We start from the raw sequence: 15,881 nt of genomic DNA, 5'->3' as shown, positions 1-15,881 counted from the left end.
TTTTTGTTACTGACCTATGTTCTCTTCATATCACGAATCGCTTGAATCGATAAACGCACAAGTAAAATCGCACATAAAAATAACCCAACATAAGCAATCGTATTTAAATAAATAGCATAGGCTGTATGCATAAATTGCGAAATGGCGAGCAGTGCAACTGAAATAATACCGAATGTAATACCAACAAAAAGCAAAACAAAGCGTGAAAATAATTGGGTCACGAACATCGCATTATGCTTATCCGAAAATACATCATGATGCAAAATGATTTTACCGCTCTCCATCTTTTTAAACATTCTATTCATACGGCGCGGTATTTTTCTCACCATTGGCAAAATGAGTGCTAGCTCTTCCTCTAAGCGATTTTTTGTCGCTAAGGGCTCTTTAAATGGGCGCTTCATGCTCGCTTCAATATAATGGCTTGAAAACTCTCTTGCCTCTTGGAAAATGGCAAACTTCGGATCGATTATGCTTAACGTCCCATCCAATGTAACAAGCGCACGCAATGCAGTACTAACAGACGGATAAAAGTGCAAGCCAAACTCGCGGACAATTGAGAAGATGGAATAGATTAGCTCATCTGTTTGCACATTCTCTGCATAGGAAATTTTCAGCAACACTTGCCCTATTGCCTGCTCCACCTCTTCCTCATTCACTTCCATCGCATTATCTACCAATTCCGTAATTCCCTCATAAACTACGTTGGCATCATTCAAGGCAATACCAATTAAAAATTGCTTTAAGCCATCCTGCTGCTTTTCTGCAAGGCGTCCAACTGCACCAAAATCAAGCATCGTCAGCATCCCTGTACGGCTTGTGATATAAATATTTCCTGGATGCGGGTCTGCATGGAAAATGCCTGACACTAAAGCTTGCTCTAAAAAGCTATGAAATAAATTTTTCGCTAGCAAATGACGGTCAATTTGAAAATGCTCATATAATGTCTCTGCCTGTGCAACTGATTTCCCATCTATATATTCCATCACTAAAATATTGGAATTGCTATATTGTGTATAAATTTTAGGAATATAAACTTTATACTCGCTTCCTCGCAGTACATTCGCAACTTGCTGCGTATTGCGTGCTTCAATTTGAAAATCAATTTCCTCCATTAATGAGGAGGCAAAGCCAACCGCTAAATCGCGGAAGCCTAAATTTTCAGCCCACATCGATTTGCTTGATACCCATTGTGCAAATTCTACTAAAATGCTTAAATCATCTCGCATAATTTCCTTCACATCAGGGCGCAGCAGCTTTACAGCTACTTGCTCATTTGTAGCACGCAATACCGCTTTGTGGACTTGCCCAATGGACGCAGCTGCAATAGGCTCTTGACTAAAGTATGAAAATACCTCTTCCATTGGCTGTGCTAAGTTGGCTTGTAATACAGCGTTGACTTGCTCCTCTGTTAAAGGCTTAACATTTTGCTGTAGCTTTTTAAGCTCGTCAATAAAGACAGGTGAAAATAATTCCTTACGTGTTGATAATACTTGCCCAAATTTAATAAAAATACCTCCACATTGCTCTAGTGTATCGCGTAGGGCAATCGCTAATTCACGGTCGTTATCTCGATTGCGCGCATATTTCACAGTACGTGTAATGCCGTTTGTTACGGCAATTTGGACAACTTGTCGTAGCCGCTTTTGCCTACGCCATTGCTGTATAACACGCATAATCAAGGATTTTCTTCCTTTGATGCGTACGCCATTTTCGTCAATCGCAATCGGGTCAAATAGCTCAAATAATAAATAAAATAGCATTGAAATCAACAGCATACTACCGACCCATAGCAATGTTGCGACATTGATGACATTTTGCACCATATCGCCTGTCCAATAATCCGTCCCTCGTACATATGTGTACCAAAAAACAAATGTCGTTAATGCAACACTTAAAACAACGGATAAAATTCTTCGTAATAAATTAACTTGTGAACCAATTAAACGTCCGCTCAGAAAAAAGATGACGATGGAAAATAACACAACTTGTATAACAAAATGTAAGCCACTCATCTTCTTCTCTCCTTACTCTATCGTTAATTTCACTAATACCTCTACATTGCCTTTTAATGCCTTGCTAATCATGCAAGTAGATTCTGCCTTAAATGCCAGTCGCTCTGCCATTTTTTCATTTTTCTCTGTGCGCTCAGCAAGCTTGAGCGTTAACTTATGAATAATTTGTTGATATGTAAAAACGCCATTCGTTACATCGACAATACCATCTGACTGCATGTCGAGTGTTGCCTTGATATTTGCTCTTTCTAGCATCGCTGCAAGCGAAATAATATAGCATGTTGCTGCTGCACCTAGCAGCATTTCATCTGGGTTTGTTCCAATGCCTGGGCCATCCATTTCAGGTGGAATGGATATTTGCGTCTGTAAACGCTGTGCCTGCAAATCACCTACCGCATTCCTTCCACCATCCCACTTCGTCTGCAAAACAAATGTATGTTGCATAGCTAATCCCTCCTATTATTAACAAGACGTTGCTGAAAGCATTTTAGTTACCGTTGTTAAGCGATCTCCCATAACAGAGTGCACAATGATTTCATTCGTTCCTTGTGTTAATACAATGCCGTTTAATTGACCACCTTGCATAATGACACCGCCATCAAGGCCTATCTTTTTTCCACAAGGAGAAATCCATAGCTTTCCTGTGCCATCTTCATTTAAATAAGGTGTTGGTGTATGCCCAAATATAACGGTTTCCTTTGCAACATGCGGTGTATGGTGAAATTTATCGCGAATCCATATTAAATCGCGTGGCTCTGTTTGTGCTGCATCCTCTTTTTCAGGGTCAATGCCACCATGCACAAAGAAATATTGATTCCAGCGATAAAATAGTGGCAAAGCTTTCATCCATTGTACTAGCTCAGAATAATGTTGTGTAATGTTTTGCGCTGTTTCCTCAGGTGTATTTGCCGTCCATTCGGGTTGCTGGAAGCTAGTAATCGTCGCGGTTCCACCGATATTATTTCCTAGGTAATGCGTATACTCAACATCAGCTAGCCACCTTAAAAATAACTGCTCATGATTGCCTGTTAATGCAATAGCACCTTGTTCTGTTAGTGATTTAACTTTCTGTAAAACTGCTAAGCTCTCCTGCCCTCGATCGATATAATCTCCTAAAAATATCAGCTGCTCTTCCTCTGGTCGCCATTGTGTTAACAATTTCTCTAGCTGACTATAGTGACCGTGTATATCTGCTATGACAAACACCTTTTCCATTTTTCCATCTCTCCACAACTTTATTCCTAAATTATTGCCTTTCAATACTGGTGCTATGTTATTTCAACAGTATTTTCTCTAATTATTATCGTATACAACTTCTATAAACAGTCTAAACTATGATAATCAAGAAGGAAAGGCAATGGTATTATTGAAAATAATAATTCGAACTTCATCTGGTAAGTTGCGTAAAAAAATCAATACAAAATATAGCAGCAATGCGCAATATACATTACAGCTTTTACAGCTCCTCTCAGATCATTCTAGCGATATCGTTTTTCAAAGAAAATTAACGAGTGAAGGGCCTGTAACAATTATATTTTCAAGCTCACTTATTGAAAAAATGACTTTACAAGCAGTTGTGCTTGCACCGTTAACTCACTCTATATATCAAATTCAGCAAACTGCTGAGCAACTAGCGTATAACCAAATTGCTAAGCTTGAAAATAAAATTAATGCAGGCTATACAATTTTATATTTTCATGAAACAAAGCAGTTTTTAGCACTCGACACATATAGTGCACCGGTTCGTGCTATTGCAGAAACAGAGGTTGAATCCACTGTCATCGGTCCGCAAGATGCCTTTACAGAGTCATTAACAACAAATATTTCATTGATACGAAGACGTATTCAAGAGCATTCCTTGAAAAACGAGAGCATTTGCCTCGGCTCTCAAAACCAATATCAAATTTCGATTATGTATATGGACAATATCGTCAATAAAAAGTTGTTGAAAAGGCTGAGAAAACGCCTTCAGCAAATTGAGGTACCGCCATTATTAGATATTACGGTGTTAAAACAGCTGATTGAGGATAACCCTCTTTCTCCTTTTCCTCAATATTATATAAGTGTAAGACCTGATACCATTACACACTATTTATTAGATGGCCGAATTGCTTTATTAATGGATAATAGTCCAACAGTCATTATATGTCCGACGTCTTTTTTCGAAATGTTTACTACGATTGAGGATTATTACAATCGCTGGACAACCGCTACATTGTTACGCTCCCTACGATTTTTTGGCTTTTTTTTAACGATTATGATTACACCGATGTATATATCAACACTGACCTTTCATCCTGAATTATTGCCGTATGAGCTATTGTTGAATCTACAGGAATCTCGAAGTCAGGTGCCTTTTCCGCCATTGTTTGAAGTATTATTTATTGAGTTAATTATTGAAGTATTACGCGAGGCAGGATCACGAATGCCTGCAAAGGTTGGTCAAACGATTGGTATTGTTGGTGGTATCGTAATTGGTACAGCGGCTGTTGAAGCAGGGTTAATTAGTAATATTTTAATTGTACTTGTGGCAACATCTGCACTGCTATCTTTTTTACCACCTACTTTTTTAATGAGTAATACAAGTAGATTAGTTCGTTATTTTTTTATTATTGCAGCAGGCTTATTCGGCTTGTTTGGACAAATGTTAGCATTTGCATGGCTTATCATCCATTTGTTAAGCCTTCGCTCCTTAGGAGAGCCTTATATAGCGCCCTTTATTCCACGTAAATGGACAGATTTATTCAATAGTGTGGTTCGCTTTCCAATGAATTTTTTAAAAAATCGAATGGGTATTTCTAAAAGTCAAAAAAGCTAATGCACTTGCTAAAATGAGGATGAATAAAACATGAAAATAACCCAAAAGAAAGTATTAACGAAAGTGCATGTATTATTTTTAGCACAGAGCTGTTTAATTGGAACAGGCATTTTACAGCTCCCCCAGAAATTAAGTTCCATGGGCTATAGTCAAGCGTTTATGCCACTTTTTTTCGCTTGTATTGCCACAATCACTTTATGGCCAATGGTAAAGCTTAGCTCTAAATTTCCTAATTATAATTTATTTCAAATAAATGAAATATTATTAGGAAAGGTGCTTGGAAAGTTCTTTAATATTCTACTCATTATTATATTTGTAATAATTTGCGTGGATGCTATTAATAGCTATATGCTACTCATTCAAAGTACGGCATTGCCTGAACAGACAATCCCTCTCCCTGTTATCTTTTTTTTAATATTACTTATTTATTTAGTTAAAGGTGGTATTTTTAATATTGCACGCTTTTCAATTATGACATTTTTTATTACATTACCGATGTTATTGCTGATAAAATGGGCAATTCAAAAAGGAGAGTTTAGTCATTTTTTCCCTATATTCAATTTTACATTTCCAGAATTTTATGAGGCCACAAAAAAAGGCTACGTATCTTTTTTAGGATATGAACTTATCCTATTTTATTTTCCTTTTATTATTCAGCAAAAAAGCGCCTTCAAATATGCAACGATAGGCATTTGGATATCTGGTTTTTTAATGTTAATTACTACAAGTGTAAGTGTTATGTATTTTTCCGAATGGCAGTTAAGCAATGTGGAATTTGCTGTTCTAAATATTTTTAAGGCTGGTGAGTATTCCTTTATTGAACGTGCTGATATTATCGGAATGACGCTATGGGTTTTCTTAGTTTATTCTACTGTCGCTTTATATTTGTGGGCGGCAAACGAGGGCTTCAAAACACTCATTTTACCGAAGTCACATATTCCTTTATATAGTTTAATTGCAATTATTTTTATCCTACTCATTTTACCTCTTTCTCAGCATTTGAAAGAAAAAATCTTTACGATCAATAACTATATATTTTATTTATTCCTTCTTTGGCCTATTTTTTTATTTATCATTTATTTATTTCGAAAAAAGCAGGTGCATCAATGAATAGTAAATTATTGATTATTTTTCTTCTATTATTTGTCGCTGGCTGCTCTGAAGAACGGAAAATTCCAATAGAGGAAGTCGATATGATTGGGATTATGGCATTTGATTATATTGATGAAAATGTCACAAAACTAACTGTAGCTATTCCGCAATATTCACAGGAAGCAGAAAAGGATACGAAAGTATTTTCTGTAGAAACAGATTTGGTATCACAAGGTATTGTCAAAATAGAGGCACAATCTGATCGAAAGGTCGTATTGAACCAATTACGTGTTATTTTAATTAGCGAGGAATTCGCTCGCAAAGGGCAGCCGAGAAAAATAATCGAACATATTTATCGTAATGCCGAAGTAGGAAATAAAGCATTTATTGCGGTTGTTAAAGATCAAGCAGCAAATCTTCTATATGCTGAATACCCTGATAAGCCGAATATTAATTTTTATTTAAATGATCTGCTACTTCCTAGCGTAAACACAGCGTTTAATCCTAACACTAACATTCACGACTTTATTTATGCGACAACAACCCCTACAAGAGATGCTATCGTTCCATATCTTGAATTGCATGGTGATAGCGTTGAAATTTCAGGCTTTGCCTTGTTTAAAGAGGATACGATGGTAGATGTCATTCCACCTAATGAAGCAGTTTATGTTCAAGCATTACTTTGTAGAGAAAATCTTGCACCACTTGTTGTTGACATACGTAATGAAGCAAAAGTATTACTGAATCTCGTTAAAAGTAAATGTAAAATAGACAGCAATAAAGATAATCAGCAGCCAAAGCTCACTATCCATTTGCTAATTAAAGCCACCTTAAGTGAATATAATATTGAGCATACCGCTAAAATAAACAGCTGGAAAGAAATCAATCAAATCGAACACTTAGTTAATGAACAGCTAGCAAAAAACATCGAAGCATTTATAAAAACATTAAATGAACAGCAAATTGATCCAATTGGTTTAAGCGAAAACTTCCGTAAGCATACAAGGGGAAAATGGACGCGAGCTATGACAGAGGATGTGTTAGACAAACTAGAAGTAGATGTGCAAGTGAGGACAATTATCGTTAGTATGGGGACCTTAAAATAACAAAATCAAAACAAATTAGGGTGTTGAGTTTCCTCAACACCCTAATTGTTATATGGATTAATTTAAAACTTTTATTTTGACTGTTTTGACACCCCATTGCATCGCATTTTCATACTCTGGAATGAAGACATCAATTTTATGCCCTTTAATCGCACCACCAGTATCACCTGCAATTGCTTCTCCATAGCCTTCTACCCATACCTTTGTTCCAAGTGGAATCACTCTTGGGTCAACAGCAATAACCTTTTGATTTGGATTTGCTCGCAAATCGATACCGTAGGCAGTCGTACCTGAACAGCCTTCACAATAAGCCGTATAGGCAGTTGCTGTAACAACCATTTCATCACCTTGCTGCTGTTCGTATACTTCGACAGTTTCCTCTTTCGTTTTGTTACTTGGTGGTACAACTGCTACGACCTTTTCTTCTTCAGCTATAATAGGCTCGTCCCCATCGCTATAAATCGTCAACTCATCACCAGGGAAAATTAACGTATTCGATATATCATTCCAAGCCATTAACGACTGAAGTGGTACACCATGTGTTAAGGCAATACGATATAAATTATCCCCTTCTTCTACAGTATAAATCGTTGGCCCTGTTTCTTGCGAGTCTTCCATGCTTAACGCATCCCACATATGAATGCTATAGTCGATAGGTAAATCACCGCTGAGAGGCAGCGGAATTGCCGCCATTGGATAAATTGCTGTTATATGCAACAAAAACGACATCACCAAGCTCATGATCACTAGTTTAGTTTTCAAAATAATGCTCCTCCTTTATGGATGCAATGAATTTTCAACTAGTGTTACCGCATATAAATGAAAATAAACATTTTTCTTAAAAAAATGACATATTCTCCGCTTTTCTTCCAAATTCCTAAAAGGAGTGACGTGCCTGCATTACGATTAGCTTATGTATGATTGTAAAAAATGAAGAGGCAGTACTTGCCAGATGTCTCGATTCTATTCAACAGGTTGTGGATGAAATTAATATCGTGGATACTGGGTCAACGGATGCCACAAAAAGCATTGCGGCTCAGTATACTTCAAGAATTTTCGACTTTCCATGGATTCATCATTTTGCCGCTGCACGTAATTTCTCTTTTCAACAAGCAACAAAGGATTATATTTTATGGCTTGATGCAGATGATATCTTAACAATTGACAATCAAACAAAATTACAGCAGCTAAAATCAACATTATCGACTGCGGTTGATGCTGTATCAATGGATTATCATCTCGATTTCGATGAGCAAGAAAAAGTTATTCATTCTTTGAGACGAAATCGTCTTGTGAAAAGACAACGTCAATTCCAATGGATCGGTGCTGTTCATGAATACTTAGCGGTAGATGGTGCCATTATCAATAGTGATATTGCAATTTGTCATCGACCACTAAGCCATGATGCTGCGCGCAATATCGCGATTTATGAGCGATTACTTGAAGCTGGCGAAGCATTTTCACCACGCGACCTTTATTATTATGCCAATGAATTAAAAGATCATGCGAAATATGCGGAAGCTGTTGACTACTATGAGAAATTTTTAGCAACAGAGCAAGGCTGGCTTGAGGACTGCATACATGCTTGCTTTAAATTGGCGGATTGTCATCACGCATTACAAAATGAAGCAAATGCTATTAGAGCTGTTGTGAGAAGCCTTACATTTGATTCCCCACGCCCTGAAGCATGCTGTCGTTTAGGCTTTTATTTTATGGAACAGCACAAAAATCAGCAGGCAATTTATTGGTATAAACAAGCTTTATCCATTACAGAATCTACACATGCAGCATTTCGCAATTTGACCTTTACCACATGGCTACCTCATTTACAGCTATGTGTACTCTACGATCGTTTACAACAATATGCGCTTGCTTACGAGCATCATAAGCAAGCAAAAAACTTTTCTCCTCAGCATCCTCAAATATTGCATAATGAACAGTATTTTCAACAGTTGTTTAGCAGCGATAACTAGTGCTGAATTCAAAAGGCTGTGTGGAAGTAGACTCCACACAGCTTCATACTAGAAATTATAGTTCAATGAATAAGAAATTTTCACATTAGCTACTCCAGTAGCTGTACCTGCTAATTGAATTTCAGTAATATTGTTAGCAGTTATTGATACAGAATTACCTGGTACAATTGCTGCAATTGCTGGTGTTGCGGGATTACTTGTTACAGATAGTGTTACATCGCCAGTTGATGAGCTCGCATTTTCCACTAAAATTGTTCCGTTAATCGCAAATGGTGTAGAATTTTCCCATACTGTTACTGGTGTCTCATCAGCTAATGTTAAATCTTGACAGACAGAGTCGTGTACACTTGTTTTATTACCGCAACAGCTTCCTAATTTCGCCATGCTTTCCCCTCCTTTGCTTAAAAGTCATTGCTATTGTATGTTTTATTTATGCTGATACATCGGTCAACCGAACTATGCAAGCTCAATGTTCTTTATTTTCTTCCATGTAATCGTCAATTCCACTGTACTATTAGCATGGGATTGAATTTCTATTAATAAAATATTATGCATTGTGAACGCTTTACATATTTCATCAACCGCTATAGTTGAAAAGATGCCTTCTTGTTCATAAATTTTCATCGTGAAGGGCTGCGTTGTACATACATTCACTGTCACTACATTTTCTACATCAGGCATATTATTTAGCCATATAAATCTTGGACTTCTATCAGAGCTACCCGAAATTGTCGTACATATTTTCTCACGTATCATCGTATGACATACGTAGTTATCATCAATTGGCTGGCAAATTGTTACACAGCAAAAGCAAGCTAGATCCACAATAATTTTTTGTTTCGTATGAATTAGCTTTTTCTTACAGCAACATGGAAAAAGGATTTCAAGTATGGCACACTGACCGTCTTCAGCAACAGCTATAAGTGAAAAAAATGCGAAATAAATGGGCAATGTGGCGAAAAGCCTATAACAGTTAAAGGCTGACCCTCTTCATCCAATAGTATGACTGGCTTTCCTTTTTCTATTTTGGTCATATCCATTAATTATCCCCCCTCCCTATTTTATACATACGATCGTTATCTATTTTATGAAGAGCTTTTTAACAAATATAGTTTCTTTGTCCGCCTCCTTGTTAAATCATGCGAATAAGTTAATTTAAACGACATAACGAGGGAGGAGGAATTGAGGTGGATATACAAAATTGCAAAAAATGCGCTTCTAAAAATTGCAATTGTAATCGGGCATTAGGATGTAAAGGAAATACGGGGCCTACTGGAGCTACGGGAGCCACTGGTGCAACAGGTCCTACTGGAGCTACAGGAGCCACTGGTGCAACAGGTCCTACTGGAGCTACAGGAGCCACTGGTGCAACAGGTCCTACTGGGGCTACAGGAACCACTGGTGCAACAGGTCCTGCTTTCACAGAAGGTTTTTCTGCTTTTAAAAGCTCCTTAGTGACAAATAGCTCAACGGCTATTACGAACTGGACTGTCACAGCTCCATACTATTCAACAGGCGGATTCAATCCAACAACAGGTGTATTCACTGTGCCTGTAACAGGACGCTATTCATTTGCAGCAACGTTAAACTATTCTACAGTTGCTACCATTAGTTTATCGTTAGGTAGTGGCATTAACCCTGCATTTTATATGCGACGTAACACTTCAACAAATGTTATTAGCGGGCTATTTCCTTTATTAAACGTGTCTGTCACTTTACTAACTTTACGTGCTATTTTAGGAAATGGTACTGTCACACTTGCTGGGGATTTATTATTAAACGCTGGGGATACGATTGATTTATACTACGAAGCAAATGGATTAACAATTGGATTAAATTTAGGTGGGGTAAACTCCGCAGGGATGGTGTGGTCATGTCACCGTATTTCTTAAACAAAAGGCCGTCTGAAAAGATAATATCTTTCCGGACAGCCTTCTTACAATCAATCTTCTTGTGGGAACAAAATATCGCCTTTATTTTCCTGCGACATCAGGAATGGTACAAGTGCCTTTGAAATCTCTTCTAGCGAATATGGCTTTGTTAAATATTTTGCTACCTCATATTTCTCCACTAACTCCTCCACTTCATCTAACGCTGAGGAAATAACAATTGGAATTTTGCTTGTTTGCTCTGTTTCTTTCAACTGTTGAATCAATTCCCAGCCGCTCATCTCATCGCTTAACATTAAATCAACAACGATGCCGATAAATGGTGTAGTTAATGCTTCTTCATATGCTCTTTGCACATTATTGTGATAAACAACAGTAAAGCCTTTGCTTTTTAATTCCTCTGATAATAGTAAGGCTAAGCTAGCATCATCTTCTACAATCATAACATTCGCACCTTGTGAAATTGAGAAATTTGAAGGCTCCTCCAATATGCTTAACTCATTATCTAATGGCAATGTAAAGTACACAGTTGCCCCTTTGCCTTCCACAGACTCAATCCAAATATCGCCATTATGCATTGAAATAATTTCACGGCAAATCGCTAAGCCAAGTCCTGTCCCACCAATTTTCCGCCTAGCGCTATTATCAATGCGCTTAAATTTTTGGAACAAATCGGATAAATCAGCTGTTGCAATACCGATTCCTTCATCCTTTATAGCAACCTGTAACATTTGCTCTTTATTCTCCAGTAAAATTGCCACATCCCCACCATTTGGTGAAAATTTAATCGCATTGCTCACAATATTTAAAAACACTTGAATTAATCGTTCCTCATCTGCCTTTACAATAACATTGCGTGCTTTATCAATTAAATGAATATGATGATTCTTTTCATGCTGAAAACGATTAATTACATCCATTGCAATTTCATTTACCTGCAATGGCTTCATCACATATTGCTGTCTGCCCGACTCCATTCGCTGCAAATCTAGGAAATCATTAATCAAATTCGTCAGGCGCTGCGCCTCCTTATGAATCGTTTCAACATATTTTTGCTGACGCTCAGGCTTTAACGTTTTTGTTAAAAGTAGCTCTGTAAAACCGAGTATGCTGGAAAGTGGTGTACGCAATTCGTGACTTACTGTGCTTACAAGCTCTGATTTCATTTTGTCAATTTCATATTCTTTCGTAATATCGCGATGAACAAAAATCGTACCAATTTTTTGGTTACCTTCAAATAGACATGTTGCATACACCTCTACAAACGTATCTTGCTCAAATGCTAATGCGTAACGCAATGTACGTTTATCCTCAAAGCTTTCCGCAATCGCCTTTTCAAAAAACTCAAGCAATGGTCGTGGCTCCTTGCAAAGTAGCTCAAATTTTTGTAGCCATACCTTTTTCATAAATGGCTGCTCTGTTTGTGGCATGCTCATTATTTGTTCAAATGCATGGTTAATTAATAATGTATCGCCCTCACTTGAAACAAGGTGCAAGCCTTCATTAATTGTTTCAATAATATTTTTACTTAGCTGCCTTGAGCGCTCAACCTCTTCATACATTAAAATACGATCAAAGGCAATCGATACACGTTTCAGCAAGCCATTCAGCTCATTTTGTTCATCCTCCGCAAAGTTATGCCCTTCGCGAGTTGCCATTAAAACTGCTACAAGCTTCCCTTGTGCATTCACAATGGATGCATACATATCATAAGCATAATACGGAGTTTGAGCTATGCCACGTGCCAGCTCATCTACCTCACGTTTAATAATAAATGACTTCTCCTCCTCCAGGCGTGTCAGCTTATTAGCATCTAAGCTGTGCATTCTTTCAGCGGCATAGCTAGCTGCTAAACCTTTTGTATCCTGTACATCTCCCTCAAGCCACATTAAAATACTCGCATCAAAGCGATACACATCATTTAAATAATTATGGAGGTTCTCAACAAGCTGCTGCTTATTCAGTGTAAAGGTTAAAGCATGATTTAGCAGATTATATTTTTCAAGCTGATTTAATGAGCGCTGAAGCTGTAATTGGTTTTCCTGCAATTCGTCCTGCTGCATTAATAGCTCTTCATTTTGTGTTGTTAGCTCCTCCTCCTTATCTTGAATAGACTTTGTCATATTGATAAAGGCATTTGCTAACACACCTAATTCATCATTCATTTTTTCCAAGTTTTTCACAGCGAAAGGCTTTCCTTCTGCAAAGGCATTTGTTGCTGCTGTCAATTGTTCAATTGGGCTAATTAATTTTTTCGTTACTCGATGTGTAATAAAGCCAATCAATAGAATGATACCTATACTTAACAAAAAAGAGAACAAGGCGATATTTTCTACTCTATGAATGGTCTTTCGAAATAAATTATTTAACTCCTCATTCGTTTGCACTTTATAGGATTTTGTATAGCTGACAAGCCGATTCACCACATCATTAGCTCCACTATTTGATAAATTGCGAAGCGACTCATAATCATCTGCCTGCACATAGGAAATCGCTGTTGGCAAGATGTTGGCACGATAATTTGCAGCAAACTCATTCAACTCGTCATATAAAGCACGTTCATCAGCTGACAGTTCCATGTTGCCATATTTTTTTAATTGTTCATCTAAGAAGTCTAAGTCTTCATATAACAGTTGTAATTCCTGCTCATTTTTAAACGAATAGTAGCCTCGAGCGCGAAAAAAAATGTCATGAAAAATATCTGATAGTCCATCGATAATAATAACCTTCTCCATCATTGCTTCCTGCTGCTCCTCCAAAGCTTGGTTGCGAGCATTTGTTAAAAAATAAAATACTAAAATAAATAGTAAAAAAATACTTGTTAAAAGCAAGAAAGTGTGAAGAAATTGCTTGCGAATGCTCTTTTTCAATATAGTAGATTCATTTGGCATTTAAAGCCTCCTCTACTAACTCCGCCAACTTCATTGGACTAAATGGCTTCGACATAAAATAATCGACCCCTTTTTCAAACACCCGTTGCTTATCTGCCTCTTGTGATTTTGCTGTTAGCATAATGATTATTAGCTGCTCCCTTACATTTGATGGCAAATTATCAATGACTTCAATACCTGTTAAGTTTGGCATCATATAGTCGAGTAGCATTACATCATAGCTTGCTTCCTCTAGCTTTTGCAAAGCGCTTGGTCCATCCTCTGCCTCATCAATTTCATAGCCCATATCCTCTAGCGTATCTCGAATTAGCATGCGTAAAATTTCTTCATCATCTACGACTAAAATTTTTGCCATAATTATACCCCCTAAAAAATACGCTCTGCTAAGCGCAGGATGCGTGATGACACATCAGCAATTTGGAACGGCTTACGAATATAATCATCCGCACCGTTTTGAAATGCCTCTAGCACATATTTTTCACCTGTTTGACCAGTCAGCATTGACACAATTACTTCCTTCGATGAATAATTTGCACGAATCTTTTTCAGCACCTCAATACCGCTTATATTTGGTAGCATCCAATCTAATAAAATAATGTATTTATAGTTTTCATCGTACCAGCCTGAATATAAAAATGTGAAGCCGTCGTTAAATGCAGCTACTTCTGCAATGGCTTCATCATGTTGAGCAAGCTCCTCAAAATGCTTTGTAAGCATATCGCGAATAATATATACATCATCAATCACAATTACTTTAATTTGCTTTTGCTTTTTCATATACTCAATAGATAGGTCAAAGCATACCGCCCGATTTCTTCCTGTCGTTTTCGCCGCATAAAGCGCTTGGTCAGCTGCCTCTAATAGCTTTTTCGAATGCATATAATGCTCATTAACACCCATTAACCCTGAGGAAAATGTGACATGAAACGTAGCATCGTTTGCTATAAATGCTTTTTGCTCCATTGCTTGGCGGATTTTTTCAATAAGTAAATACGCTTCATCCACTTCCGTATTTGGCATTAGTAACACAAATTCTTCGCCACCATATCGGCATAAAATATCTGGCTCACGCTTTAATTCCTTTACAAGCACCGCAAAGCCTTTTAATACTTCATCACCAATTAAATGTCCATATGTGTCATTGACCTTTTTAAAGAAATCTAAATCAATAATTGCTACAGTGAATATTTCACCTATTTTTTTATATCGCTCAATGAGTATTTTCAATTTTCCTTCGAAATGCTTGCGATTATAAACTTGTGTCAATTCATCAATGACAATGGCATATTCCAGCTCTTTTCGATATGCAAGGCGATTTGTCACATAGGCAAATAAAATATCTTCATCAATTGGCTTTGACACAAAATCCATCGCGCCTAATGCATAAGCACGAATGCGATTTTCCTTGTTATGGTAGCTACTCATCACCGCAATAAATGTGCGGTCCTTTTTAATTTTTTTAATGCTGTTTAAAATGGAAAAGCCATCAATGTCTGGCAATGCAATGTCTAAAAAGACGAGCGCAGGCTGCACTTCATAAATAAGCTCTATCCCTCGCTTTCCATTATGTGCCACGATGACAGAAAATCCTTTTTTCTCTAGCGCATTTTTTAAATAAGCGATAAAGACCATATCATCATCAATAATTAATATAAACTCTTTTGACATATCGCTTTTGACAAGTGATTGAATAACTTCTACATTTTCTCCTGAATGATGATTCGTCTCGTAAAAGGAAAGTGCCTCGATGAGTGGGCTTAAATAAATTGTCCATTGTTCCTTCAGCCATTCCAGTTCGCTCGTTTCACTTAAATTCACCAGCTTTTCAGTAGCAATAGCAGATAGACCATGTAAGCCAATTGAGCCTGCTGTCCCTTTTAGTTGATGCAAAAAAGCATATACTTCCTTCTCTTTTATCGATTCCCTTTCTCTCCACCTCAGAAAATTTGTCTGCATGCGCTGATACATCATTTGCTGGTATTTTTCTGCTCCCATTTTATAACGCTCCTATCAAAAAATATCTTGAATAAAGTATATCGTACAAGTATAAAAAAGATAGATGCATTGAATGAATAAATGCTATTTTTCGTATTTTTGTAA

At 37.2% G+C, this 15,881-nt stretch carries 15 protein-coding genes; 5 read left to right on the top strand and 10 right to left on the bottom strand.

The genetic code is table 11. The annotated features are described in order from the left end of the window. Positions 1 to 14: 14 nt before the first annotated feature. From M3Z76_RS16240 to M3Z76_RS16230, 3 genes are read right to left on the bottom strand one after another with little or no spacing between them, the layout of a single operon-like run. The gene (locus M3Z76_RS16240; protein WP_293928844.1) at positions 15 to 2,012 is read right to left on the bottom strand and encodes an ABC1 kinase family protein; all 1,998 of its coding nucleotides are present in this window, start codon (positions 2,010 to 2,012) and stop codon (positions 15 to 17) included. A 12-nt stretch (positions 2,013 to 2,024) separates the two neighbouring features. Then, entirely contained in the window at positions 2,025 to 2,456 is a 432-nt protein-coding gene (locus M3Z76_RS16235; RefSeq protein ID WP_293928843.1) for an OsmC family protein, read from the bottom strand. Between the two features lie 18 nt (positions 2,457 to 2,474). Continuing rightward, positions 2,475 to 3,227: a metallophosphoesterase family protein gene (locus M3Z76_RS16230; protein WP_293928842.1), complete on the bottom strand. Its 753-nt coding sequence runs from the start codon at positions 3,225 to 3,227 to the stop codon at positions 2,475 to 2,477. Positions 3,228 to 3,369: 142 nt separating this feature from the next. Here M3Z76_RS16230 and M3Z76_RS16225 point away from each other — a divergent pair, with 142 nt between their 5' ends. The 3 genes from M3Z76_RS16225 to M3Z76_RS16215 are packed head-to-tail and all read left to right on the top strand — an operon-like array spanning position 3,370 to position 7,028. After that, the gene (locus M3Z76_RS16225) at positions 3,370 to 4,830 is read left to right on the top strand and encodes a spore germination protein (protein WP_293928840.1); all 1,461 of its coding nucleotides are present in this window, start codon (positions 3,370 to 3,372) and stop codon (positions 4,828 to 4,830) included. Between the two features lie 30 nt (positions 4,831 to 4,860). Continuing rightward, positions 4,861 to 5,940, top strand: coding sequence for a GerAB/ArcD/ProY family transporter (locus M3Z76_RS16220; protein ID WP_293928838.1), 1,080 nt, complete (start codon positions 4,861 to 4,863; stop codon positions 5,938 to 5,940). After that, a complete protein-coding gene (locus M3Z76_RS16215; protein WP_293928836.1) occupies positions 5,937 to 7,028 on the top strand; it encodes a Ger(x)C family spore germination protein in 1,092 nt (363 codons plus the stop codon). Before M3Z76_RS16220 ends, M3Z76_RS16215 begins: the two co-directional genes overlap by 4 nt. 57 nt (positions 7,029 to 7,085) lie before the next feature. Here M3Z76_RS16215 and M3Z76_RS16210 read toward each other — a convergent pair whose 3' ends face one another. Then, the gene (locus tag M3Z76_RS16210) at positions 7,086 to 7,790 is read right to left on the bottom strand and encodes a 3D domain-containing protein (protein WP_293928834.1); all 705 of its coding nucleotides are present in this window, start codon (positions 7,788 to 7,790) and stop codon (positions 7,086 to 7,088) included. Positions 7,791 to 7,945: 155 nt separating this feature from the next. Here M3Z76_RS16210 and M3Z76_RS16205 point away from each other — a divergent pair, with 155 nt between their 5' ends. Then, entirely contained in the window at positions 7,946 to 9,001 is a 1,056-nt protein-coding gene (locus M3Z76_RS16205; protein WP_293928832.1) for a glycosyltransferase family 2 protein, read from the top strand. Positions 9,002 to 9,049: 48 nt separating this feature from the next. Here M3Z76_RS16205 and M3Z76_RS16200 read toward each other — a convergent pair whose 3' ends face one another. From M3Z76_RS16200 to M3Z76_RS16190, 3 genes are all read right to left on the bottom strand, one after another. Then, positions 9,050 to 9,385: an S-Ena type endospore appendage gene (locus M3Z76_RS16200; protein WP_293928830.1), complete on the bottom strand. Its 336-nt coding sequence runs from the start codon at positions 9,383 to 9,385 to the stop codon at positions 9,050 to 9,052. A gap of 72 nt (positions 9,386 to 9,457) precedes the next feature. After that, positions 9,458 to 9,757 (bottom strand): hypothetical protein, encoded by a 300-nt coding sequence (locus tag M3Z76_RS16195; RefSeq protein WP_293928829.1) that lies wholly within the window; start codon positions 9,755 to 9,757, stop codon positions 9,458 to 9,460. Between the two features lie 161 nt (positions 9,758 to 9,918). Next, complete coding sequence (locus M3Z76_RS16190; protein ID WP_293928827.1) at positions 9,919 to 10,041, bottom strand: hypothetical protein; 123 nt, start codon at positions 10,039 to 10,041, stop codon at positions 9,919 to 9,921. A gap of 147 nt (positions 10,042 to 10,188) precedes the next feature. On the opposite strand from M3Z76_RS16190, the gene M3Z76_RS16185 reads away from it, so the two are divergent. Next, on the top strand, positions 10,189 to 10,893 hold the full coding sequence (locus M3Z76_RS16185; protein WP_293928825.1) for a hypothetical protein: 705 nt from the start codon (positions 10,189 to 10,191) through the stop codon (positions 10,891 to 10,893). Between the two features lie 50 nt (positions 10,894 to 10,943). Here M3Z76_RS16185 and M3Z76_RS16180 read toward each other — a convergent pair whose 3' ends face one another. Genes M3Z76_RS16180 through M3Z76_RS16170 form a run of 3 tightly spaced genes read right to left on the bottom strand, consistent with a single transcriptional unit; the run spans position 10,944 to position 15,776 of the window. Beyond that, positions 10,944 to 13,781: an ATP-binding protein gene (locus M3Z76_RS16180; RefSeq protein ID WP_293928823.1), complete on the bottom strand. Its 2,838-nt coding sequence runs from the start codon at positions 13,779 to 13,781 to the stop codon at positions 10,944 to 10,946. Then, entirely contained in the window at positions 13,771 to 14,136 is a 366-nt protein-coding gene (locus M3Z76_RS16175) for a response regulator transcription factor (protein ID WP_293928821.1), read from the bottom strand. Before M3Z76_RS16175 ends, M3Z76_RS16180 begins: the two co-directional genes overlap by 11 nt. Positions 14,137 to 14,147: 11 nt before the next feature. After that, on the bottom strand, positions 14,148 to 15,776 hold the full coding sequence (locus M3Z76_RS16170; protein WP_293928819.1) for a diguanylate cyclase: 1,629 nt from the start codon (positions 15,774 to 15,776) through the stop codon (positions 14,148 to 14,150). Between the last annotated feature and the right edge of the window lie 105 nt (positions 15,777 to 15,881).

The sequence above is a fragment of the Metasolibacillus sp. genome (genome assembly GCF_025291715.1).
Classification (GTDB): domain Bacteria; phylum Bacillota; class Bacilli; order Bacillales_A; family Planococcaceae; genus Metasolibacillus; species Metasolibacillus louembei.
Note: the sequence above shows the minus strand (reverse complement) of the source record. Positions and strands in the feature narration are given on the sequence as shown.